Here is a 20939-nt window from a genome sequence, read left to right on the forward strand (position 1 = left end):
TCAGACCCTCGGCCACTCGCTGGTCAGGTAGGCCTCGACGGCGCGGTGCCGGAAGCTGTAGGGCTTGCCCCTGTCGATGACGCCGCGCACGGTGTCCAGGCGTTGGGCTGTGGGGCCCACCTCGGTCACTTTCGAGAACCCCATCGCCTCGGCGATGCGGGTGGCTGTGCGCTCCGGGGCAGGCAGCGCTGACATCACCTGGAGGAACTGGCGCTCTCGGGCGGGGAGTCGTTCGAGGATCCGTTCCACGTGCGCGGTCGCTTCCCGTTGGGCGCCCTGCCAGCCGCGGCGGACCTGGTCTGCGGTGATCGTCGGAGTGGAATCTGCGTACCAGGACTGCTCACCGGCAAGCTGGAACAGGAACGGCTCTCCGCGGCAGACGTCGACGATGAGCGCTGCCGCGTCGGGGTCCATCCGCACGCGAGTGGAACCGCCGGCGCCGTCGGGAACTGCCCACCCCTCGAGGACGAACTCCTGAAGCGCTTGGGCGAGATCCTCGTCGTCGATGGCCGACAGAGTGGTGGTCTTGAAACGGCGGGCGAAGGTCGCCCCCATGCGGGCGCCAGCCATGTCTTCGAAATCCGGGAGGCCGGTGAGGTAGACGGCGATCGGCAACGAGCGGCTGACGCGTGCACCACCGGGCACGGTGACCTCGACCTCGTGCGTGAGGGCGTCTCCGAGCGCGATGAGCAGCTGGGAAAGCGCCTTTTCATCGGTGATGTTCTGCACCTCATCGATATGGATCAGCGCCATGACACGGCCGTTGGCGATCGCGGCGAGACCGACTTCGATCAGCAGTTCGGTGAGAGCCGTGAAGGGCTCGGGCCCGTCGACACCGCGAAGCGTGAGGGAGATGCCGGAGACGGCGACGGCCTGCACGCGTGCGATGGCATCGCCGATGCGCTTCTCACGCGACGCGGAGAGTCCGGCGTCGGTCGCGAGCTTCAGCACGGCTCCGGCGACGAGCTTCAAGGGGTCAGCTCCGGTGGGGATGCGCAGCTGCGGGGTGACCCAGTCGCCGGCACGCGATGCCTCCTGGGCGATGCGTCGCACGAGCGTCGATTTCCCGAGCCCCGGCTCCCCGAGGATCGTTCTGCCGCGCTCCGGTAGACCCGCGAGGCGGCGAGGACGCACAACGTCGCGCCAGTCACTCAACTGCGCGGTGCGTCCTGCCCACACCTCGGGGATGGTGTCAGAGCCAGGGCTGAAGGGGTTGTCGAGTGCATCACGCATGTTGATAACATTATCAACATGCCGCAGCCTTGATAAGGTTATCAGCCCAACGGGTCGCTCAGACCACGAGTGCCAGCACCGCGAGCACGATCGCCACGACCGACGCGACGGAGCGCACGCCGTTCAGCACGTTCCAGCGCCGTTCGAACGCCGCGCGCGCAGCCGTCGATGACGACGTGGAGCCATCCAGGGCGTTGTTCAACGGGACGTTGCCGGCGCCCGTGACGACGATCACCCCGACGAAGAAGACGACGCCCGACGCGACGAGCATCCATCCGCGCGCGTCGTCCAGATCGAGGAGCCCCGCCCACACGAGCGGGACCGGCGGCAGGAAGATCGGCAGCAGGAACAGCGGGTTCACGACAGCGCGGTTGATCGACCTCATCGACGAGACGAAGGTCTCGTCGTCGGTACGCCCCAGCCCCGGCATCACCCCCGTCGAGAACGACCAGAACGTTCCGCCTCCGAGCGCGAGAAGAACGAGACCGAGGGCGGCGAGGATGTCGGAGAGGTCCACGTCCTGCAATCTACACACCGCGCGGCGGCGTGTGACCCGCGGCCGCACGATGAGCGCGCACCCGGCCGCGTGACGCGCATGCCGGGGCCGGGCACCAGCGCCGACGGCCGGATGGATTGAAGAGCGCCTTCAGCTCCCGCGGGAACTGGTGTGCCCTGTCAGTTCTTGGGGAGGGCGAGGGCCGCGATGAGCGCGTTCGTGAGCACCGCGCTCATCGTGCGGGCCACGGCCTCAGCCGCGGCCGCGGCACCCCAGTCGCCGCGCTCGATCGCCTTGGCGCGCGTGTAGACGTCGCCGCTCCAGGGGATCTCTCTGTGGAACTGCGGCAGGGTTCCGCTCGCGGACAGGAGGGCGATGCTCGCGGCGGTGCGGATGTCGGGCGTCTCGCCGTCGGTCAGCACGGAGCGCACCCGCTCGATCAACACGGCACGTCGGTCGCTTCCCAGGGCGAGCTTCGTCGTCGGGAAGATTCCGAGCGATCTGCCCTGTTCTCTCGTGAGGTCGCCGCGCTCCACGAGGCGGTCGAGGACCGGTGCACGCAGGTTCGGGCCGATCGCCGCGAGCACCGTCTGCGCATCGCGCGGCTTCCGTTCGATGTACTCGAGCCCGGGCGCGAGCAGCTCGTCGGGCGCGGACTGAGCGTCGAGCGCGTGGATGCGGCTCGTGAGCGCTCCCTCGTTGCGCATCTCGATCCGCTCCTGCAGCGCCAGGTCGCCCAGAGCAGCGCCGCCGAGCACGTAGAAGAGGATGTTCTCCCCGGCGATCGAGCCCGAATCGGGCTGGAAGAGCAGAAGCAGCACGTCTTCGACGAGCAGGGGCTCACCGAGGTGCGGGTCGGGCGAATCGTTCGTGGAGCGGGCGTCGGGCTGGTCCGTCATCATCTCTCTCCTTCTTCGGGTGCGGCATCGGCGAGTGCAGCGTCGTCTGATGCAGCGTCGTCGCTCGGTGCGGCGCTCGGCCCGAACGCCTGCTCCCTGGCGAGCCCGGATGCCCGGCCGAGCACGTCGAGCTGCGCCTCGTTGTACAGCCCACCGACGGTCTCCAGGAAAGCCTGCGCCGTGACGCGCGGGCCCTTCGACAGATGCTCGGTCGGCTCGCTGAGCCACGGGTAGTCGGTGAGGTGCTGCGCGATCACCGGCGCGAACATCTCTGCCACGCGCTGACGCGTCTCGTCATCCGCCTCCACCGTGAGCGCTTCGAACTCTGCACTGCCGTCGTCGGATTCCGTCTCGACCATCGTGCGCAGATCCGCCATCGCCTCCGTGTCGTACAGCTGCTCGTAGACGAGCATGAGCGACCGCTCGGTGGTCGACAGTCTCCCCGCGACGTCCTCGAACCCGGCAGGCAGGTCGGTCGTCGATGCTCCGTCGACGATGGCGCGGATCTCGGCCCGTGCCCGCTGCAGCCGCTCGATGCTCGCGGCGAGGTCGGCATCGATCGCAAGCAGCGCCTCTTTCGTGGTGTCCCCCGCAGAGCCGACGGACTCGATCTGGGCCAACGGGACGCCGAGGTCGCGAAGCCGCCGGATCTGCAGCAACCGGACGAGATGCCGAGCGCGGTACTGCTTGTAGCCGTTCGACATCCGCTCCGGTTCCTCGAGCAGGCCGGAGCGGTGGTAATGACGCACCGTGTTCACGGTCGTCCCCGCGAGCTCGGCGAGTTCACTCGTACTCCAGGGCATCCGTCCATCCTTCTGTCGGCACGCAGGGCCGGGGTCTCGGTCGTGGCGCTCAGCACCATTCAAGACCCTGTTCTCGGAACAGGGTCAAGACCCGACGTCGATCTGCCGAGGTCGCTTGACCCTGTGCGGGGAACAGGGTCTGTACTTCTTCCCATGCCCCGCGCCGGCTTCCGGCCGCGCCTGAAGAGAAAGAGACACCGCCATGGTGGACAACCCGTACGAGTGGCTGCAGAACGCCATCGACCAGCTGCCGGAATTCCTGCAGCCGCTTCTCGTCATGCTGGCGGGTGCGATCCCCTACATCGAGGGCGAAGGCGCCGCCGGCCTCGGCATCCTCGCAGGGATCAACCCGATCGTCGCCGCCGTCGCGGGCGCAACAGGGAACATCCTGTGCGTCATCGGAGTGGTCTTCCTCGGTGCACGCATGAGAGAGGGCGTCGTGTCGCGGAAAGCAGCTCGCACCGAGGCGATGCGCCTCGAGCCCTCCCTCGTCGGCGGATCTGGCACGGCACCGGCTCCCGGCGGAACGTCGCCGAGCGACGCGGATCCGGAGAAGCCGTCACGGAAGACGAAGGGACGGGCCAAGCTCGGTCGCTGGCTGGTGCGCTTCGGCGTTCCCGGCGCGAGCATCCTGGCTCCGCTCGCCCTGCCCACGATGCTGACGGCGGCGTTCTTCGTCACGTCCGGGGTGAGCAAGCGATGGGTGATCCTGTGGCAGGTCGTCGCGATCGTCTTGTGGACCAGCCTCATCGCGGCCGCGGCAACCGGCGCACTCGCCCTCCTCGGATGGTGATCACTCCGACAGGGAGTGGCCGAGCACGGAGAACGTCGCGACCTGGGCCGCGGTGGCGCTCGCCCCTCGTCTGCTCACCAGCAGACCCACGACCGACTCTGTGACGAGCATCAGCGCGGCGCGCGAGGTGTAGAGGAGCTCGTCGCGGAACGAGTCGTTGATCGGGGCGACGACCAGAGCCACATCGGCCATCTCGGCGACCGGTGAGCGCGGGAACGACGTGATCGCGAGCACCCGGGCGCCGCTCGCCCGCGCGGCCGTCATCACGTCGATCGATGCGCGATTCACCCCCGACCCGGACACGACCAGGCAGGCCGAGCCGGCGCCGAGCTGCGACGCGGTGATCTGCTGGCCGAGGGTGTCCGCCACGTACTCGGCGGGTCGACCGGCCGAGGTCAGGCGCATCGAGAGATCGGCGCCGACCGGCGCGGAGAGACCGTTGGCCGCGACGAGGAGCCGCGTCGCACCGTCGAGCTCGCCGACGAAGGCCGCCAGGGTCTCCTCGGTGACCGCGGAGACGGTGTGCGCCAGGCGGGACGCGAAGCGGTCGACCGCACCACGAAGCGCCCCGAGCATCGTGGCATCGGCCGCGGCATCCTGCGATGGCGCCGAACTCGCTCGCTCGCGCGCGAGCGCCACCCGCAGCTGCGGGTAACCGTCGTAGCCGAGGGTCTGGGCGGTGCGCACCACGGTCGTGCGACCGACCTCGACGGCATCCGCGATCTCCTGCGCCGTACGCTCGATCGAGAGGTCGACGTCGGCGGCGATCGCCTCGGCCACACGACGCTCGCTCGGCTGCATCGACGGAGCCAGCATCGCGATGCGCGCCGTCGGCGGCGTCTCAGCGGGTCCCTGCCACATCGGCGCGCTCCTTCTTCGGTTCCACGATCGCCTTGACCCGCGGGCCGCGCATGATCCGGCGGCGGATCGCACCGGAGACCGCATCCATCATCATCGTCGCGATGACGACCACGATCAGCAGCATCCCGACCGTATCCCACTCGCGGAAGTTCGTGTAGTTCGCGAGCATGCTGCCGATCCCACCCGCGCCGACGAGTCCGAGCACCGCCGAGGTGCGGATGTTGATCTCGAAACGGTAGAGCGCGAACGACAGCAGCGTCGGGGCCGCCGCGGGCCAGAGCGCCCACCGCGTCACCTGCGCTGTGTTGCCACCGGCAGCCTTGACGGCCTCGGAAGCGCCCTCCTGCACCGACTCGACCGTCTCGTAGACCCACTTGGCCTGCGTGCCGATGCCGGCGATCGCCAGCGCCAGCGCACCGGTGAACGGCGTGAGCCCGGTGACGGTGAGCAGCAGCAGCGCGATGATGACTTCGGGCACGGCGCGGATCACGGCGAACAGTCCGCGCAGCGGCAGACGCACCCAGACGGGTCCGACGTTGTTCGCGGCGAGCATGCCGAGCGGGATCGACACGATCACGCAGCCGATCGCGCCGATCCAAGCCATCGAGATCGACCGCCACGTCTCGAACAGCGCCTGCGGCAGCTTCTCCCAGTTGGGGTCGGCGAACATGAGCGTCAGGTAGTGCGCGATCTGTCCGGGCAGCGCGCCGAGGTCGTTCCACGGGATCGGCAGCCCCGCCGCCGCGGCCAGGACCACGACACCGACGATGACGGCGACGACGGTCGGGACGAGACGGGACGGATGCCGGGGCAGCTCGAGCCCGATGCCCCGTGCGGTGGTCGAGAGCGTCATACCAATCGCCTCCGCAGGAAGTTCGAGAACACTTCGATCAGCACCACGACGACGAGGATCTCGAGCACGATCACCGCGACGTCGTCGTAGGCGTAGAACGCCCGCCGCTCGTCGAGGAGTCGGCCGATGCCGCCCGCGCCGACGATGCCGAGGATCGCCGAGATGCGCACGTTGAGCTCGAGCGTGTACAGCCACTGGTTCGCGAAGAGCGGCCAGGTCTGCGGCAGCACGACGCTGCGGTTGATCTGCGTCTGGCCGCCGCCGGTGGCGCGACCGGCCTCGATGACCGGCAGATCGGTGGAGTCGATCGCCTCCGACACGAGCTTGACGATGATGCCGATGTCGAACAGGAGCAGGGTGAGCAGGCCGGGCAGCGCGCCGACGCCGACCATCGCGACCAGGACGGTCGCGTACACGAGGTCGGGGACGGAGCGGATGACGTTGATGACGGTCCGCACCGCGATGCGGGTCGGACTGTTCGGGTTGGTCGGGGCAGCGGCCCACAGCGTCAGCGGCACGGAGACCGCGGCGGCCACCGCTGCACCGACCACGGCCATCTGGAGCGTCTCGAGCATGGGCCCGAACGTGCGCGGCAGGAACGAGAAGTCCGGCTGCAGGAACTGCACGAGCAGCGCGGATCCGTTGTCCCAGTTGCGGATGAGCGCCCCGAAGTCCAGCTCGATGCCGCCGATCACCGGGAGGCAGGTGGCGACGGTGAACGCGGCGAACGCCAGGACGACGAGGCTGGTGCGCAGTCTCGATGTCGGCTTGGGCGGCACGACGAGGGGGCGGGCTTCGGTGGTCATGCGCCGAGCACATCCCTCGGCTGGATCGGACGGCCGTAGATCTGCTCGAAGTCGTGATCTGCGGCATCCGCTGCCGGTCCGTCGTAGACGACCTCACCGGCCCGCAGGCCGATCATCCGCGTCGTGTACTGACGTGCCAGGTCCATCAGGTGGATGTTGACGAGCACGGTGAGGTGCTCCTCGACGTTGACGCGGCGCAGGTCGTGCATGACCGCGTGCGCGGTGGGCGGGTCGAGGCTCGCGACCGGCTCGTCGGCGAGCATGACGCTCGGCTGCTGCGTCAGAGCCCGGGCGATCGCGACGCGCTGCTTCTGGCCGCCGGAGAGCTGGCCGGCGCGGTTCCAGACCTTCTCGAGCATGCCGACCGAGTCGAGTGCGCGCAGGGCGAGCTCGCGATCCTGCACCGTGCTCAGGCCGAGCACGGTCCGCCAGGTCGCAGTGTGAGCGAACCGACCGACCAGCACGTTGCGGTAGACGCTGGCCCGATCGGCGAGGTTGAACCCCTGGAAGATCATTCCGATGTGCCCTCGGGTCTCACGCAGGCGTCGTCCGCGCATGCCGGTGACCGCATGCGGGCCGACGGTGACTGTACCGCTCGTCACCGGCACGAGACCGTTGATCGTGCGGATCAGCGTGGACTTGCCCGAGCCGGAGAGGCCGACCACCGAGACCATCTCGCCGGCGGCGATGTCGAGGGACACACCGCGGAGGGCGCGGGTGCCGTTGGGATAGGTGACCGAGACGTCGTCGAGACGGATCGACCACGACGCGGAGGCCGGGAGCAGGGCTCCGGCCTCCGCGCGCTGCGGATCAGTGTGCATGTTCTCAGTTCTGCGTGTCAGTTCGAGAACTCGGCGAGGATCTCGCCGTAGCGGGTGATCTCGTCCTCGGCGGTCTCGCTGGTCCAGTCCGAGAGTCCGACGAGGTCGAACATCACGGATGCGGCCTCTTCGGACGAGTCGGCGTAGCCGTCCAGCAGCTCGGTGAGCTCCGCGACGAGGTCGTCGGGAAGTGTCGAGGTGACCGCGACGCCGCCGTTGGGGATCATCTCCGTGTAGGCGAAGGCCACGACCTTCTCGGCGATGTCCGGGGCCTCTTCGGTCACGGTCGTGCGGGCGTCCCAGTATGCGAACGAGACCTCGGCGTCGCCGTTGTACACGGCGAGGACCGCGTTGTTGTTGCCTTCGACGGGCACCTGCGTGATGCCGGCATCCGTGTCGACGCCCTGTTCGCGCATCGCGACGACGGGGTACTGGTAACCGGCCGGCGACGTGGCTGCCTGCAGGGCGACCTTCGTGCCGTCGGAGATCTCACCGAGCGCCTCGATGCCGGCGGGACCGGAGCCGGTCGCGTCGGCGGCGGCCTCTTCGATGCCGTTGCAGTAGGAGAGCTCGATGCCGCTGGCCGCGTAGGTCGACATGACCGGCTCGTCCTCGCAGTACTTGTCGGGGTTGTTCGTGTACGCCACCGAGGCGTACGAGGTGGCGCCGAAGCGCACGTCGCGGAGGATGAGCTCGGCGTCGTAGCGCTCGGTCGCGTTGTACAGCGATCCGGCGTCGGTGATGATGACCTGCGCCTGGTCGGTGCCGAGGGCCTCGACCGTGGCGGCGTAGTCGGAGGCGACGACCCCCTTCACCTCGATGTCGAGGTTCTCGGACAGGTACGTGGTGAGCGGGTCGAGGGCCTGGGCGAGGTCTTCGCCCTCGACCGACGGGACCAGCGAAAGGGTGATGGAGGACGGCCATTCGGTCGTCTCGTCTGCCGTCTCGTCGGGTGCGCTGCTGCTGCAGCCGGCGAGCGCCAGGACGGCGACGGCGGCGATGCCCGTGGTGAGCAAGGACTTACGCATTCGGATCGTGCCTTTCGGTGAGGGTGGTGCTGCGGGGGGTACTGGACGCCGCAGTCGCGGCCCAGGCTTCGATGTCGCCGTACAGGTCGGCGATGGTCCGGCCGCGCATCGTGACGGCGGCCGGGGAGCGTTCGGCGGTGGCGCCGACGAGCGCCGTGGCTGCGCCCTGCGCGGCGGCCGGTGCGAGGTCGAACTCGAAGATGTCGCCGACCGAGAGCACCGGCCCTTCGGCGATCGCCGCCTGGATGATGGGGATGAGCCCCGAGGGCTTGCCGACCGTGAAGTGCAGGTCGTCGAACAGGGGGGTGATGCCCCACCCGTCCAGGACGGGGCGGATGCCGGCACCGGGCGCATTGGTCGCGAGCACCAGCCGGACCCGCGGGTGGACACGGGTCAGGAAGTCGGCGAGCCCTGCCGGTGGCGCGATCGCCGCATGCTCGGAGCCCAGCAGCGCCCGCGACGACTGGTAGGCGGCCTCGAGCGCATCGGCGGTCACTCCCTGCCCGGTCGCGAGTGTGCTGATCACGTCGTAGCCATCGCGGGCGTCGGTGTCGCCGCGTTCGAACGCGGCGAGGTCGGACATCGCGCGATCCGCGAACGTCGGGTCGTCGGCGGAGATGGCGACGGCGCGGGCGAAGGCTTCGAGCGGTCCCGCGCCGAGCGCGATGGTGCCGTCGAAGTCGAGGACGATAGTGGGGAGCACGGTTCTCCTGGTCAGGATCGGGACGATGCGTCCATAGTTGCAGTCGTTTATGGACGATACGACCATCCTGTGTGAACAGTGCGTGAACTCCGATTCCGGTGCGGGCATCCGCGCCCGCTACGCTCATCGTCGTGATCGAACGACTGGATGCCGCGGCCACCGCGCACGACGCCGCCGACGTGCTGTCGATGTTCGACTGGCTCGGTCCGGCGATCGATGCCGATGCTCGGGACGAGCGCTTCGCCCGCTGGGGCCGATCCACCGCCGTGGACGAGAACGTCGGAGCGCCGGTGCTGTCACGGTCGACCTTCGAAGCGCTGCACGACCGCGCAGGTCTGGACTCGGCGTGGCCGGTCGGCAACGCCGGACTGCTGCACGTGTACGGCTATCTGCTCTCGACCACGCCCACTCCGTACGGCCTGAAGCGCGATCGCTGGCTCGGCGGTGAGCTGGCCCGCGCGTGCGGGCTCGCCACCGACGCGTTCGTCCCCTGGGCCGGCGAGCGCACGCTCCTCGACCGCGTGACCGAGACCGCCGGGACCCTGATCGCCGGCGTGCCGGTGCGGCGGCAACGACTCGGCGACGTGGATGCCGTCGTCGCGGTCGCCGATCGGCGGCCGCACCCCTCGGCGCTCGCCTACGCGCTCGATTCCCCCGCACAGGGTCGCCGACTCATCACGATGTTCCCCGTCGCCGACCCGACCGCGCTGCTCGCCGACCTCGACGCCTCACCCCCGCGCCTCCGTTGGAACGCCGAGGGCTGACCACGTGACGGTTCAGAGCTGATCGAGGACGAGCTCCCCGCGCGAGTTCAACTGCTCCATCATGTGCGTGACCCGGTTGGCCTCGACCCTCGGCAGCGTCGGCTTGTCGAACTCGAAGACCAACGGGATGCTCGGGTGCACCCAGATGCTCAACCGCCCCGACTGCACTTCAGGCTTCGGCAGCCAGGTCATCATGAAGCTCTCGTTGCGGCGGAGCTTCGTGCCGATCACGATCTTGAGGTGCGCCAGAGTGGCGTCGTCGATCTCGATCGCGGGGCGCGAACTGTTGTACTCCAGAGTTCCCATGAGAAGAACTGTACGCGCCGTCTAGCTGAGCTCGTAGTCCGGGCCTTCGGGTGCGTCGAGGGGCGGCCCCGAGGGGGACTCGACCGCGCGGGTGAGCGCCTGCAGACGACGGACCAGCTCGGGATCCTCCAGCTCGGGCCCGCTGCCGCTGATCGCCTTCGCCACGATCTGGCTGGCCGGACCGATCAGGAACTTCGCCGACACGACGGTGCCGTCCTGCTCCCGCACCGGTATCTCGATGATCTCCGCGCGCTCCTCATCTCCCAGCGCGCGCCCGTACGCCAGCAGAGCGTCCGCGATGTCGTCACCGGTCAGGAACTCTTCGCCGCCATACAGGATCGATTGCATAGTGCCGTTCTACGGCACCAGCGCCGCATCCCCGCGCCCCTTGCCCGCTCACCCGGCGGATGCTAGCGGCACGCGGAGCCGGTGCCGCGCAGTCAGTGCTCGACCACGGCGAGCTCTTCGCGAAGAAGAGCGGCACCCGCGCTGAGCGCGTGCAGCTTTCCACGTGCGACGTCACGAGGCAACGGCGCCAGGCCGCAGTTCGTGCTCGGCACGAGCTTGTCCGCATCGACGAAACGGAGCGCGTTGCGGAGAGTGTCCGCCACCTCTTCCGGGGTCTCGATGGTCTCGCTGGCGACGTCGATGGCTCCGAGCATGACCTTCTTGCCGCGGATGAGTTCGATGAGGTCGAGGGGGACGTGGGAGTGGTGACTCTCGAGCGAGATGGTGTCGATGCTCGAGCGCTGCAGCAGCGGGAACGACGTCTCGTACTGCCGCCACTCCGCGCCGAGGGTCGCCTTCCAGTCGGTGTTCGCCTTGATCCCGTAGCCGTAGCAGATGTGCACCACGGTCTCGGCGCGCAGCCCCTCGGCCGCCCGCTCGAGCGCCGCGACTCCCCAGTCCCGCACGTCGTCGAAGAACACGTTGAACGCCGGCTCGTCGAACTGGATGATGTCGACGCCCGCGGCCTCGAGTTCTCTCGCCTCCTGGTTGAGGATCGTCGCGAACTCCCAGGCCAGCTTCTCGCGGCTCTTGTAGTGGCGGTCGTAGAGAGTGTCGATCATGGTCATCGGACCGGGCAGCGCCCACTTGATCGGCTGGTCGGTCTGCTGGCGGAGGAACTTCGCGTCCTCTACGAACACGGGCTTCTCCCGACCCACGGCACCGACGACCGTCGGCACGCTCGCGTCGTAGCGGTCGCGGATGCGGACGGTCTCGCGCTGGTCGAAGTCGACGCCGGAGAGGTGCTCGATGAAGGTCGTGACGAAGTGCTGGCGTGTCTGCTCGCCGTCGCTGACGATGTCGAGGCCCGCGAGGCGCTGCTCCTGGACGGCGATGCGCAGCGCATCCTGCGTGCCCTCGACCAGCGCCTCCCCCTCCAGCTTCCAGGGAGACCAGAGGGTCTCCGGCTGCGCGAGCCAGGAGGGCTTGGGCAGGCTGCCGACGATCGAGGTGGGAAGGAGCGTGTTCACGATCGGGGGTTCTCCGGTCATCATCCGACGGAGACCAGGGAGGCGGCGGAACTGCCGGCGGCCCACTGCTCGAGCAGCTCACCGTGCGGCTTCATGAGGTGCTCCTCCGTGTACTTCCCCTGCTCGGCCGCGAGCCGGCTGCGCTCGTCGCGGTCGTAGGCGGTCTTCGTCACCGAATAGTCCTGCTGCTCCAGGCTCGGCTGATAGATCTTCGCCGCGGCCGAGTTCGCGTTGTAGATCTCCGGTCGGTAGATCTTCTGGAACGTCTCCATCGTGCTGATCGTGCCGATGAGCTGGAGGTTCGTGTAGTCGCCGAGCAGGTCGCCGCGGAAGTAGAACGCCAGGGGCGCGACACTGCCGCGCGGCATGAAGTACCGGACCGAGAGCCCCATCTTCCCGAAGTACGCGTCGGTCAGCGACGGGTCCTTCTGCTCGTATTCGACGCCGAGGATCGGGTGGTGGTTCTCGGTGCGACGGTAGGTCTTGCTCGTCGAGACGCTGATGCAGATCACGGGCGACACCGCGAAGCGCTCCCGGTAGGCCTCCGAGTCGAGGAAGTGCTGGAAGAGCTTGCCGTGCAGGTCGCCGAAGTCGGAGGGAACGGTGAATCCCCCTGCGGCGGCCGTCGCCGCCGGAAGTCGCACGCTGAAGTCGTAGTCGCGGATGTAGGACGAGAAGTTGTTCCCCACGATCCCGTGGCTGCGCTTTCCGGTGAGACGGTCGACGATCTGGATGTCCAGGACCTCGAGCAGCGGGAAGTCCTGGTCCTCCCCCTCCGCGGCGAACTGGACCGCGACGGAGACGATCTCGAGTTCGACGGTGTAGCGGTCACCGTGCGGGTTGTCCCACTCGGCGAGATCGTTGAATCGACGGTCGATCATCGACAGGGCGTTGCGGAGGTTCTGCTGGCGGTGCTCACCGCGCGCCAGGTTGGCGAAGTTCGTGGTGATGCGGGAGTTCTCCGACGGCGAATAGTCCTCGTCGAAGCGGGTCGTCGAGATGCGGAACGTGAAGTCGTGGGCCATGAGGTTGCCAATCGGTGAGCTGATCGGCCGGGCTCGGCCTCGCGAAAGGGGGTGACTCCATGGTGCGGTGCAAGCCGCCCTATCGAGAAATGTGCTGTGACTATGCCGTGGCATAGTCTGTGGCTATGGCCAAGCGATCGAGCGGCATCACCCTGCAGCAGCTCACCTATTACATCGAGGTCGCCGCGGAGGGATCGATCAGCGCCGCCGCCGATCTGCTCTACGTCGCGCAGCCCACGATGTCGGCGGCGATGAAAGACCTCGAGAGCCGAGTGGGCCGTGTACTCCTCCTCCGCTCCGCGCGCGGAGTGACACTCACCACCGATGGTATCGAGTTCCTCGGCTACGCCCGACAGGTCGTCGAGCAGGTCGCGCTCCTCGAGCAGCGCTACCTCGACCGGCCGCCGTCCCGGCGCCTGCTCGGGGTGTCGACGCAGCACTACTCGTTCGCGGTCGACGCCTTGGTGCGGATGGTGAAGGCGACCTCGGCGGCCGAGTACGAGTTCTCGCTGCGGGAGACGCGCACGTGGGACATCATCGAAGACGTCCGCACCCTCCGCAGCGAGTTGGGGATCCTCTACCGCAACGACTTCAACCGCAACGTCATCGACAAGCTGCTCCGCGACTCCGGGCTCGCGTTCCACCCGCTCTTCGTCGCCGAGCCGCACATCTTCATCTCACGCAAGAATCCGCTCGCCTCGCGGGATCGTGTGACCCTCGACGACCTCGCCGAGGTGCCGCGCCTGACCTTCGATCAGGGCGCGAACAACTCCTTCTACTTCGCCGAGGAGATCCTCTCCACCCTCTCGAGCCCGCAGGAGATCCGGGTCTCCGACCGCGCGACGATCTTCAACCTCATGATCGGACTCGACGGGTACACCATCTCGACGGGCATCATCAGCGACGACCTCGACCCCGAGATCGTCGCCATCCCCCTCGACGTCGACGAGCGCATCGAGATCGGCTGGATCGGCCACTCCGCGATCCCGCTCACCGAGCAGGCGCAGCGCTACCTCGCCGAACTGCGGACGGTCGTCTCGGGATTCGGGGTGGAACTGCTCGGGTGAGCCCGTCCCTCGCTATGCGGCGTTCGGCGCACCGCGCTAGGTTGAGCAGTCGAACCACTCCTGACCGGAAGGCAACAGCACATGCGCGTCACCCCTCGCGTCTGGATCGGCTTGGCGATCTACGTCGGTTACGTCGTCGTCATCTTCGTCGTGTCGAAGCTCAGCGGGGTGGCGTACACCGACATCGGAAAGTCCGCCGAGTTCACCTGGCGCGGCGCGGTGCTCGATCTCGCTGTCGGCGCTATCCTCCTCGCCATCACCACCTGGGCGCTGGGATGGTGGAAGCCTGCACTGTTCGAGCGCAAGCGGTCACACCACAAGTGGCCGATCTTCGTTCCGGCGTTGATGTTCGTCGTCGCTGTGGTGAACCTGTTCAGCACCGACTGGTCCCAGTTCGACACGTCATTCCTCCTGTCCCTGCTCGCCCTCGGAGTCGCCGTCGGATTCTGCGAAGAACTGATGTCGCGAGGGCTCCTGCTGACAGCGTTCCGCTCACGCCTATCCGAGGTCTGGGTCTGGCTGCTCACGTCGATCCTCTTCGGCGCGATGCACCTGCTCAACGCCGCCCTCGGGGCCCCGCTCCCGGGCACTCTCGGTCAAGTGGTGATCGCCGCCATGTCCGGCACCTGCTTCTACATCGTGCGACGGGTCACCGGCTCTCTCATCTGGGCCATGGCGCTGCACGGCCTGTGGGACGTGTCCGTCTTCGCGGTCGGCTTCGCACCCCTCAACGGCGCAGGGGCGAGCATCCTGGTGCCCGTCATCGGCATCCTCGCTGTCGTCGTCGTCCACTGGGTGATCAAGGGCACAGACGAGAAGCCGGTCGGAGCAACGACCACCGCACCCGCACAGGCCTAGCCCGCCAGCGCGAGCGTCAGAGGTACTGCTCCATCCGCGCGGTGAGGTTCGCACGATGTTCTTCGAACCGGCGGCTGGTCTCGAGCGTGCTGATCCCCTCGCCTGCCGGCGTGAGGAGATCGAGATCGTCGCGCGCGAAAAGCACGTCGTAGAAGGGCGCGAGCTCCTCGTCGGAGTACTTGTGCAGCCCCGCGAGCGTCTGCAGCGGCGTGCCCCAGCGGGCGGCGTTGGCATTCACGTCTGCCCCACCCTCCAGGAGTCGCTCGACGAGCGGCACCTCGCCGGCGAAATCGTGGGAGGTCTGGGAGAAGAGGATGTGCAGCGTCGAATACCCTTCCGGCGCGACGACTGCTCCCGCGTCAGCCCCGTCGTCGAGCAGCCGATTCGAGATCGCGATGCGGGCGTCGAGGTGCCGGTTTCCCAGCGCACGATGCAGGAGCGTCAGCCCGGTAGAGCCGACGGCGTGAGCGTCTCCGTCATAGAGGGCGATGAAGTCCTCGTAGGAACCTGACTTCGCTGATCCGTAGGCGCTCGGCATCATCCATCTCCTATCTGGCCGTGTTCTATCTGACTGTGTTTCCACGAGGTCGGGGCCGGGATGAACCCTCAACTCGTGATGCGGCCGCCCAGTGCGGGGCGTCGGGCCCACTTCATCCGCAGCCGCTGCAGGGCCGTCAGAGCGTCGGCGCGCGTGGCCGCGTACGTCGAGGACCCGACGAACCACGGCTCGATCGCGAACCTGTCGCCCTGCCAGCGGAAGCCGAGGCCGGCCATCGAGAGCCCGAGGATCCGGGCGAACTCCGCGGCGGCGTGATCCAGTTCCTGTCGAGACATGACGGCATCCGCGGGTTCGATGCGCTCGAGCATGGCGGTGAAGGCGGGCCAGGAGTCGTCGAATCCTCGCAGCCACACCGGATCCGTGCGGACCACGTTCAGGAATCCGCCGTCGGGCACGACCACGTTCCGGGCGGCGGCATACGCGAGTCCGCGCCACCCGATCAGCACGCAGCTCGTCACTTCGAACACCAGCCGATCGACGGAGCGATGACCTTGGTACGTGGCGACGGCGATGTCGAGGTTGGCCTGCAGATCGGCGATGATCGCGGCCGGCTCCCACACGGGCTCGCCGCGGCGGAACTCTCCGCCGACGCGGATCTCTGCCCGGTACTCCTCGATGATCGCGGCAGCTCCACCCACGAGATTGAGATCGCGGAAGCTCGCGGTCGCATCGGGCTGATACACCTGTCCGTTCTGATGCATGATGACGTGCTGCGCTTCGTGCACGAGCACGCGCCTGGCGATCAGTTCGTTGACCTCGGTCTGGTCGCGGTCGAGATCATTGCGGAAGTAGTGCGCGTGCAGCAGCACGACGGCGCGGCCGTCCGGCAGGCGGATCGTCTTCCCCGCGGAGAGTCCCGCACCGTGCTCGACGGTATGGATCCCCGTGGCGTCCTTGTCGGGAGACCAGCGCTCCACCGAGCCGGCCATGTACCCGGTCACCACCAACTGCACGCGTGCAGGATCCGGAACGGAACGGTCGAGGTGCCCCCAGCACCACGCGAGCGTCTTCGGCACCGACGGAGGCTCGACCGTGACATCGACCAGCTCGAGATCGACACCCTCGACCAGCAGCTCGACCAGCGGCTGCGGCGTGCCGCCCGTCATCCGATCGCGCCGGTCACGGGGTGGCGAGCCAGGTTCGCCAGGGCGTCTCCGGGGAGATGTGCGCGGCGACGTCGTCGAGCATGTTCGCGAGTTTCTCCCACCGCGGCTGATCACCGAAGTATTCGTGGAGGCCTGTGACGAAGGCCTGTGCGCGGTCCAGCTGATCGTGCTGCAGGTACCACGCGAAAACGCCCTCGAAAACGGAGAGCTTCTTCCCGGAGAGGTAGTCGACGGCATCGGCCGTCGTCGTGAATTCGTTCATCCTGCCGAGCACCGCGTCGATACCGCGAACCCCCACCGCACCGATGTCGGCCGGGTCGGATTCCTGCGTGATGGCGATCGCCTCGGGGAGGCTCCGATCGACGTTGTGGGGGCGGAACATGAGGCTGTTCGGGCGTGGCCTGCTATCCACCCCAGCCAGGAGTTCGCTGATTGCCGGCAGGCGGATGATGCCGTTGAGATACACGAAGCCTTGACCCCCGCCGACGCCATGGCGCTGAATCTCCACTGTCTGGACCGTCTCACCGACCGAACGTCGGAACTTGGTGGTCCCGTCCGCTTCGAACCCCTTCTCCAGGAGATACGGCTTCAGGGTGTCTTTCACCGCGCTGGTGATGATGTCGGCGGGCCTCATGTCCATCCACCTACTCTTTCGCTGCGGTCTCGGGAGCCTGCTGGCCGCGCTCTGCGAGGTAGGCGGCCGCACGGCGCTTCAGGTCGGAACGATGCGGTTCGCGCATGAGCTGGATGCTCTCGTACACCGAGCGCCCATCCTTCGCCGTTGCCAGCAGATCGAGGTGCGGCTGTTCGAAGAACACGTCGTAGAACGGCGCCAGCGTGGCATCCGAGAACTTCGCCTGACGGGCGATGGTGAGCAATGGAGTGCGGAAACGACCGGAGAAGTGATTGATGTCGGCACCCGCCTCGATGAGCCGGCGTAGCAACGGCACCTCCGCCGGCACGTCGTGGTCACCCCGGCCGAGCAGGGCGTGCAGCACGGTGTTCCGCTCGCCACCGACCCCGGAGAGGGCGGTGGCATCGGCCCCCTCGTCGAGCAGGAACGAACTGATCGCCACGCGTGCCGAGAGGTCACCGTTGGTCAGAGCGCGGTGCAGCAGGGTCTGCCCGTCACCGAAGTCACGCCCGGCGTCGCCCGGCTGGAATGCGGCGACGAACTCGTCGAACGAGGCGTTCGCCGCGAGGAACCACACGTCGGTGCTCACGAGGCACCGCCTTCGATCTGGCTGTGGGAGACACGGAAACGGGGATGCATGCGCACCACGCTAGCCGACCTCGAAGGAGCCGCAGACCTCAACCCGTGGTTGGTGTTCGCCTGAGCCGGCGCCTCTTAGCGTGTGCTCCATGCACGCATCAGATCACGCCCACGACGTCGACAGCCGTGACCGAATACCACGCCTCCGTGCAACCGATCTGACCCATCACTATGGTTCGACGGTCGCGCTCGACCGGGTGTCGCTGACGATCCTCGACGGCGAAGCCGTGGCGATCATGGGGGCATCCGGATCGGGGAAGAGCACGCTGCTCCTCGTGCTGGCCGGGGTCATCCGCCCCGACTCCGGCACAGTGATGCTGCGCACCGAACGCGGCACGGCGGATGTCGCGGCGATGGCGGATCGTGAGCGCTCAGCGCTGCGGTTGACGGAGTTCGGTTTCGTGTTCCAGGACGGAATGCTCATTCCGGAGTTGACCGCCGTGGAGAACGTGTCTCTGCCTCTGCTGTTGAACGGCACGGGGCGGGCGGAGGCCGAGCGGACCGCCGAGAGTCTGCTCGCAGAGCTGGGCTTGGGCGGCATGGAAGACCGACGGATCGGCCAGCTCTCCGGCGGACAGGCGCAGCGGGTCGCCATCGCCCGCGCACGCGCGACGAATGCCCGCGTGATCTTCGCCGACGAACCGACCGGGGCGCTCGATTCGCGCACGGCGTCGGATGTTCTCGGGGTACTTCTGGCAGCGACATCCGGGCAGGGGCGATCCCTGGTCGTGGTGACGCATGACGAGGATGTCGCCGCGCGGTGCGATCGGGTGGTGCGCCTCCGCGACGGACGAATCGATGCCGCCAAGGAGGCGTCCCGATGAGACTGCGGGCGCTGGCCGTGCTCGTGCGTCCCTCCCGCGGCGACGCTTCCGCCGTGACGCTCCCGGTGGTGGCCTTCGCGATCATCGGAGCGGTGACGTATCTGGCCGCAGCCTTGGCGAGGTTGTTCTGGATGGCGTCGGATGACGGTTTCGGCCAGTACAGCATCCTGGCGGTCGCCATGGTCGCTGTGCTGGTGGTGCCCGCCGGCACCCTGGGGACATCGGCAGCTCAGCTTTCCGCCCGTCGAAGGGAAGACCGTCTGGCGGTGCTGCGTCTGCTGGGCGCGTCATCGACGTGGGTCCGTGGGTTCGCCGTGATCGAGGCGTCTCTTCTCGCTGCGGCTGGGGCGATCGCCGGCCTGCTCGGCTATGCCGTTCTCGTCCCCGCGCTCACCCTGGTGCCGATAGCCGGTGAGCGCCCCGCTCTCTCCGAGGTGTGGCTCCCGGCGTGGACACTCGGAGTTCTGGTCTGCGCCCTCACAGCCGTGGCGGCGATCAGTGCCGCGGTGGGGCTGCGCCGCGTGATCATCTCGCCTCTGGGAGTTCGGATGCGGACGGATGCTCCGCGTCTCCACTGGGTTCGGCTGCTGGCGGGCGCCGTCGTGCTCGCCGGTGGCGTCACTCTGATGCAGGTGACGTCGGTGAGTTGGGGCGCTGTGGGGATCACCGCAGCGATCGTGGTCGTGCTCGTGGCGGTCATGGCTGTTCTCAATCTCGTAGGGCCGTTCCTGATCGGCTGGCGCGCACGGTGGAAGCTCGCTCGCGCCCGGACGGCTGAAGACCTGATCGCAGCTCGCGGCGTGCTGGAGTCCCCGGCGGCGGCGTGGCGATGGGTGTCCGGGGTGGGACTGGCGAGCTTCATCGCGGTTCCGGCTGGCTCGGTTCTGGGGTTCCTCGACATGGTGGAGAACGGGGACACCATCCTCGCGGCGGACCAGCTGGTGTTCTTCGCCGACATCCGCACGGTCGTCATCGCCGCGGTGGCGGTGTCGTATCTGCTCGTGGCATGCACGGTCGGCATCACTCAGGCGGCGTCCGTGCTGGAACGTCGCGCCCTCTACGTCAGCCTCGACCGGTTGGGCATGCCGCCACGGGTGATGAATCGCTCCCGACGTCTCGCCGTGGCCTCTCCGCTGTTCGTCGCGGCGGTCTTTCCGGCCGTGGCCGCATGCGTCCTGTTCGCCCCGGTGGTCGCACTGTCGGTCTTCACCGCCCCTCTGTTCATCGCCACCGTCATCGCGTGCATCGCGCTCGGCGTTCTGCTCGTGCAGCTCGGGGTCGTCGCGACGGATCCCCTGCTGCGGCGCGTCCTCGCTGCGCCCGACCGGGCTCTGTAGCCCTCCGCCGGACGCCCCCATCCGTCGGTGGACCTCGAAGATCAACCCCTGGTTGGCGGGCGGGCGGAGTGCGGATTTCTACCGTTGAAACAGGTCGACGAGAAACGCGAAATCGAAGGAGACGCAATGACGATCGAGGTTCAGAATCTCAGCAAACGGTACGGCGATCGCTATGCCGTGCGAGACGTGTCGTTCACGGTTCAGCCGGGTGCGGTCACGGGATTTCTCGGGCCGAATGGAGCGGGCAAGTCGACCACGATGCGCTCGATCGTCGGACTCGACCGCCCGTCGTCGGGGCAGGCACTGATCGACGGGAAGCAGTACGCCTCCTACCGAGCGCCGTTGCAGCAGGTCGGCGCGCTGCTCGACGCGAGATCGGCCCACAAGTCCCGCACGGCCGTGAACTACCTGGCCTCGATCGCGGCCACCCACCACATCCCGAGGGCCAGGGTCGATGAGGTGCTCGACGCGACCGGACTGACCTCGGTGGCGAAGAAGAAGGTGGGCGGGTTCTCGCTGGGCATGGGCCAGCGGCTCGGCATCGCCGCCGCACTGCTGGGCGACCCGTCGACGTTGATCCTCGACGAACCCGTGAACGGTCTCGACCCCGAAGGCGTCACCTGGGTGCGTACCCTGCTCGGTGATCTCGCCGCTGAGGGGCGCACCGTGTTCCTCTCGTCGCACCTGCTCAGCGAGCTCGCACTGATCGCGGACCACGTCATCATCATCGGACGCGGCGAGATCATCGCGGACTCACCGATCGACGCTCTCACGGCGGGCGGGCAGACCAGAGTGCGGGTGCGCACCACGGACACCGCCGCGTTGAGCAACCGGATCGCGAACGCCGGCGTCACGGTCACCTCTTCGGAGCTGGAGCTCTTGGAGATCGACGGACTCACCGCGGAGGAGATCGCTCGGGCAGCGCACGAAGCCGGCATCCTCCTGACGGAGCTGACGCCTGTACGCCAGACCCTCGAAGACGCCTACAACGCGCTGACCCGAGACGCCGTCGAGTATGCCTCGACCGGGCTCTGAGATCAGCTCCG

26 protein-coding genes are annotated in these 20939 nt (G+C 67.9%); 7 read left to right on the forward strand and 19 right to left on the reverse strand.

The features are described from left to right. Genes CQ034_RS18920 through CQ034_RS18935 form a run of 5 tightly spaced genes read right to left on the reverse strand, consistent with a single transcriptional unit; the run spans position 1 to position 3431 of the window. Positions 1-1233 carry an ATP-binding protein gene (locus tag CQ034_RS18920; RefSeq protein ID WP_105712313.1) on the reverse strand — a complete coding sequence of 411 codons (1233 nt, stop codon included), beginning with the start codon at positions 1231-1233 and terminating at the stop codon, positions 1-3. 58 nt (positions 1234-1291) lie between these two features. After that, entirely contained in the window at positions 1292-1750 is a 459-nt protein-coding gene (locus tag CQ034_RS18925; protein ID WP_105712314.1) for a DUF1772 domain-containing protein, read from the reverse strand. A 10-nt stretch (positions 1751-1760) separates the two neighbouring features. Further along, positions 1761-1883 (reverse strand): CGNR zinc finger domain-containing protein, encoded by a 123-nt coding sequence (locus CQ034_RS19850; RefSeq protein WP_219860820.1) that lies wholly within the window; start codon positions 1881-1883, stop codon positions 1761-1763. A 25-nt stretch (positions 1884-1908) separates the two neighbouring features. Next, on the reverse strand, positions 1909-2631 hold the full coding sequence (locus CQ034_RS18930) for a GPP34 family phosphoprotein (RefSeq protein ID WP_258134282.1): 723 nt from the start codon (positions 2629-2631) through the stop codon (positions 1909-1911). Beyond that, positions 2628-3431, reverse strand: a complete 804-nt coding sequence (locus tag CQ034_RS18935; RefSeq protein WP_105712316.1) for a MerR family transcriptional regulator — start codon at positions 3429-3431, stop codon at positions 2628-2630. The genes CQ034_RS18930 and CQ034_RS18935 overlap by 4 nt, the downstream gene beginning before the upstream one ends. A 202-nt stretch (positions 3432-3633) precedes the next feature. Between CQ034_RS18935 and CQ034_RS18940 the strand changes: the two genes are divergently transcribed. After that, positions 3634-4224 carry a small multidrug efflux protein gene (locus CQ034_RS18940; protein WP_105712317.1) on the forward strand — a complete coding sequence of 197 codons (591 nt, stop codon included), beginning with the start codon at positions 3634-3636 and terminating at the stop codon, positions 4222-4224. On the opposite strand, the gene CQ034_RS18945 is transcribed toward CQ034_RS18940, so the two are convergent. From CQ034_RS18945 to CQ034_RS18970, 6 genes are read right to left on the reverse strand one after another with little or no spacing between them, the layout of a single operon-like run. Further along, a complete protein-coding gene (locus tag CQ034_RS18945; RefSeq protein ID WP_105712318.1) occupies positions 4225-5085 on the reverse strand; it encodes a MurR/RpiR family transcriptional regulator in 861 nt (286 codons plus the stop codon). Next, a complete protein-coding gene (gene phnE, locus CQ034_RS18950; RefSeq protein WP_105712319.1) occupies positions 5066-5938 on the reverse strand; it encodes a phosphonate ABC transporter, permease protein PhnE in 873 nt (290 codons plus the stop codon). Before phnE (CQ034_RS18950) ends, CQ034_RS18945 begins: the two co-directional genes overlap by 20 nt. Next, positions 5935-6744 carry a phosphonate ABC transporter, permease protein PhnE gene (gene phnE, locus CQ034_RS18955; protein ID WP_105712320.1) on the reverse strand — a complete coding sequence of 270 codons (810 nt, stop codon included), beginning with the start codon at positions 6742-6744 and terminating at the stop codon, positions 5935-5937. Before phnE (CQ034_RS18955) ends, phnE (CQ034_RS18950) begins: the two co-directional genes overlap by 4 nt. After that, positions 6741-7565, reverse strand: a complete 825-nt coding sequence (gene phnC / locus CQ034_RS18960; RefSeq protein WP_029262401.1) for a phosphonate ABC transporter ATP-binding protein — start codon at positions 7563-7565, stop codon at positions 6741-6743. The genes phnE (CQ034_RS18955) and phnC overlap by 4 nt, the downstream gene beginning before the upstream one ends. A gap of 17 nt (positions 7566-7582) precedes the next feature. Then, positions 7583-8593: a phosphate/phosphite/phosphonate ABC transporter substrate-binding protein gene (gene phnD / locus CQ034_RS18965; protein ID WP_105712321.1), complete on the reverse strand. Its 1011-nt coding sequence runs from the start codon at positions 8591-8593 to the stop codon at positions 7583-7585. Continuing rightward, positions 8586-9296 (reverse strand): HAD family hydrolase, encoded by a 711-nt coding sequence (locus CQ034_RS18970; RefSeq protein ID WP_105712322.1) that lies wholly within the window; start codon positions 9294-9296, stop codon positions 8586-8588. The genes phnD and CQ034_RS18970 overlap by 8 nt, the downstream gene beginning before the upstream one ends. Positions 9297-9427: 131 nt before the next feature. On the opposite strand from CQ034_RS18970, the gene CQ034_RS18975 reads away from it, so the two are divergent. After that, positions 9428-10060: an amino acid deaminase gene (locus CQ034_RS18975; protein ID WP_258134283.1), complete on the forward strand. Its 633-nt coding sequence runs from the start codon at positions 9428-9430 to the stop codon at positions 10058-10060. A 12-nt stretch (positions 10061-10072) separates the two neighbouring features. Here CQ034_RS18975 and CQ034_RS18980 read toward each other — a convergent pair whose 3' ends face one another. The 4 genes from CQ034_RS18980 to CQ034_RS18995 all read right to left on the reverse strand — a co-directional run bounded on the left by CQ034_RS18980 (position 10073) and on the right by CQ034_RS18995 (position 12869). Further along, positions 10073-10366 carry a hypothetical protein gene (locus CQ034_RS18980; RefSeq protein WP_029262405.1) on the reverse strand — a complete coding sequence of 98 codons (294 nt, stop codon included), beginning with the start codon at positions 10364-10366 and terminating at the stop codon, positions 10073-10075. 21 nt (positions 10367-10387) lie between these two features. Beyond that, the gene (locus CQ034_RS18985) at positions 10388-10714 is read right to left on the reverse strand and encodes a hypothetical protein (RefSeq protein ID WP_105712324.1); all 327 of its coding nucleotides are present in this window, start codon (positions 10712-10714) and stop codon (positions 10388-10390) included. Positions 10715-10806: 92 nt separating this feature from the next. Continuing rightward, a complete protein-coding gene (locus tag CQ034_RS18990) occupies positions 10807-11844 on the reverse strand; it encodes a methionine synthase (RefSeq protein ID WP_105712340.1) in 1038 nt (345 codons plus the stop codon). Positions 11845-11864: 20 nt separating this feature from the next. Beyond that, positions 11865-12869, reverse strand: a complete 1005-nt coding sequence (locus CQ034_RS18995) for a DUF1852 domain-containing protein (protein WP_105712325.1) — start codon at positions 12867-12869, stop codon at positions 11865-11867. 125 nt (positions 12870-12994) lie between these two features. On the opposite strand from CQ034_RS18995, the gene CQ034_RS19000 reads away from it, so the two are divergent. After that, positions 12995-13936 (forward strand): LysR family transcriptional regulator, encoded by a 942-nt coding sequence (locus CQ034_RS19000; RefSeq protein ID WP_105712326.1) that lies wholly within the window; start codon positions 12995-12997, stop codon positions 13934-13936. An 81-nt stretch (positions 13937-14017) separates the two neighbouring features. Continuing rightward, complete coding sequence (locus tag CQ034_RS19005; RefSeq protein ID WP_258134284.1) at positions 14018-14794, forward strand: CPBP family intramembrane glutamic endopeptidase; 777 nt, start codon at positions 14018-14020, stop codon at positions 14792-14794. Positions 14795-14810: 16 nt separating this feature from the next. Here CQ034_RS19005 and CQ034_RS19010 read toward each other — a convergent pair whose 3' ends face one another. The 4 genes from CQ034_RS19010 to CQ034_RS19025 form a co-directional block, all read right to left on the reverse strand. Next, positions 14811-15335: a hypothetical protein gene (locus CQ034_RS19010; RefSeq protein ID WP_105712327.1), complete on the reverse strand. Its 525-nt coding sequence runs from the start codon at positions 15333-15335 to the stop codon at positions 14811-14813. Positions 15336-15400: 65 nt separating this feature from the next. Beyond that, on the reverse strand, positions 15401-16459 hold the full coding sequence (locus CQ034_RS19015) for a hypothetical protein (RefSeq protein ID WP_105712328.1): 1059 nt from the start codon (positions 16457-16459) through the stop codon (positions 15401-15403). A gap of 13 nt (positions 16460-16472) precedes the next feature. Beyond that, on the reverse strand, positions 16473-17099 hold the full coding sequence (locus tag CQ034_RS19020) for a hypothetical protein (RefSeq protein ID WP_105712329.1): 627 nt from the start codon (positions 17097-17099) through the stop codon (positions 16473-16475). A gap of 4 nt (positions 17100-17103) precedes the next feature. Then, positions 17104-17682, reverse strand: a complete 579-nt coding sequence (locus CQ034_RS19025; protein WP_105712330.1) for an ankyrin repeat domain-containing protein — start codon at positions 17680-17682, stop codon at positions 17104-17106. Positions 17683-17821: 139 nt separating this feature from the next. Here CQ034_RS19025 and CQ034_RS19030 point away from each other — a divergent pair, with 139 nt between their 5' ends. From CQ034_RS19030 to CQ034_RS19040, 3 genes are all read left to right on the forward strand, one after another. Then, positions 17822-18556 (forward strand): ABC transporter ATP-binding protein, encoded by a 735-nt coding sequence (locus CQ034_RS19030; RefSeq protein WP_105712331.1) that lies wholly within the window; start codon positions 17822-17824, stop codon positions 18554-18556. Next, entirely contained in the window at positions 18553-19893 is a 1341-nt protein-coding gene (locus CQ034_RS19035) for a permease (RefSeq protein ID WP_105712332.1), read from the forward strand. Before CQ034_RS19030 ends, CQ034_RS19035 begins: the two co-directional genes overlap by 4 nt. Before the next feature lie 126 nt (positions 19894-20019). Further along, complete coding sequence (locus CQ034_RS19040; protein ID WP_105712333.1) at positions 20020-20928, forward strand: ABC transporter ATP-binding protein; 909 nt, start codon at positions 20020-20022, stop codon at positions 20926-20928. Positions 20929-20939: the final 11 nt, after the last annotated feature.

The sequence above is a fragment of the Microbacterium sp. MYb45 genome, from assembly GCF_002979655.1.
Classification (GTDB): Bacteria; Actinomycetota; Actinomycetes; order Actinomycetales; family Microbacteriaceae; genus Microbacterium.

Excerpts from the sequence above, each read along its gene's own strand:
- CQ034_RS19020 (WP_105712329.1), bottom strand. The coding sequence starts at position 17,099 with ATGGACATGAGGCCCGCCGACATCATCACCAGCGCGGTGAAAGACACC.
- phnC (WP_029262401.1), bottom strand. The coding sequence starts at position 7,565 with ATGCACACTGATCCGCAGCGCGCGGAGGCCGGAGCCCTGCTCCCGGCC.
- CQ034_RS19035 (WP_105712332.1), top strand. The coding sequence starts at position 18,553 with ATGAGACTGCGGGCGCTGGCCGTGCTCGTGCGTCCCTCCCGCGGCGAC.
- CQ034_RS18920 (WP_105712313.1), bottom strand. The coding sequence starts at position 1,233 with ATGCGTGATGCACTCGACAACCCCTTCAGCCCTGGCTCTGACACCATC.
- CQ034_RS18935 (WP_105712316.1), bottom strand. The coding sequence starts at position 3,431 with ATGCCCTGGAGTACGAGTGAACTCGCCGAGCTCGCGGGGACGACCGTG.
- CQ034_RS19015 (WP_105712328.1), bottom strand. The coding sequence starts at position 16,459 with ATGACGGGCGGCACGCCGCAGCCGCTGGTCGAGCTGCTGGTCGAGGGT.
- CQ034_RS19000 (WP_105712326.1), top strand. The coding sequence starts at position 12,995 with ATGGCCAAGCGATCGAGCGGCATCACCCTGCAGCAGCTCACCTATTAC.
- CQ034_RS19010 (WP_105712327.1), bottom strand. The coding sequence starts at position 15,335 with ATGATGCCGAGCGCCTACGGATCAGCGAAGTCAGGTTCCTACGAGGAC.
- CQ034_RS18995 (WP_105712325.1), bottom strand. The coding sequence starts at position 12,869 with ATGGCCCACGACTTCACGTTCCGCATCTCGACGACCCGCTTCGACGAG.
- CQ034_RS19040 (WP_105712333.1), top strand. The coding sequence starts at position 20,020 with ATGACGATCGAGGTTCAGAATCTCAGCAAACGGTACGGCGATCGCTAT.
- CQ034_RS19030 (WP_105712331.1), top strand. The coding sequence starts at position 17,822 with ATGCACGCATCAGATCACGCCCACGACGTCGACAGCCGTGACCGAATA.
- phnE (WP_105712319.1), bottom strand. The coding sequence starts at position 5,938 with ATGACGCTCTCGACCACCGCACGGGGCATCGGGCTCGAGCTGCCCCGG.
- CQ034_RS18945 (WP_105712318.1), bottom strand. The coding sequence starts at position 5,085 with ATGTGGCAGGGACCCGCTGAGACGCCGCCGACGGCGCGCATCGCGATG.
- CQ034_RS18940 (WP_105712317.1), top strand. The coding sequence starts at position 3,634 with ATGGTGGACAACCCGTACGAGTGGCTGCAGAACGCCATCGACCAGCTG.
- CQ034_RS19005 (WP_258134284.1), top strand. The coding sequence starts at position 14,018 with ATGCGCGTCACCCCTCGCGTCTGGATCGGCTTGGCGATCTACGTCGGT.
- phnD (WP_105712321.1), bottom strand. The coding sequence starts at position 8,593 with ATGCGTAAGTCCTTGCTCACCACGGGCATCGCCGCCGTCGCCGTCCTG.
- CQ034_RS18930 (WP_258134282.1), bottom strand. The coding sequence starts at position 2,631 with ATGATGACGGACCAGCCCGACGCCCGCTCCACGAACGATTCGCCCGAC.
- phnE (WP_105712320.1), bottom strand. The coding sequence starts at position 6,744 with ATGACCACCGAAGCCCGCCCCCTCGTCGTGCCGCCCAAGCCGACATCG.
- CQ034_RS18985 (WP_105712324.1), bottom strand. The coding sequence starts at position 10,714 with ATGCAATCGATCCTGTATGGCGGCGAAGAGTTCCTGACCGGTGACGAC.
- CQ034_RS18980 (WP_029262405.1), bottom strand. The coding sequence starts at position 10,366 with ATGGGAACTCTGGAGTACAACAGTTCGCGCCCCGCGATCGAGATCGAC.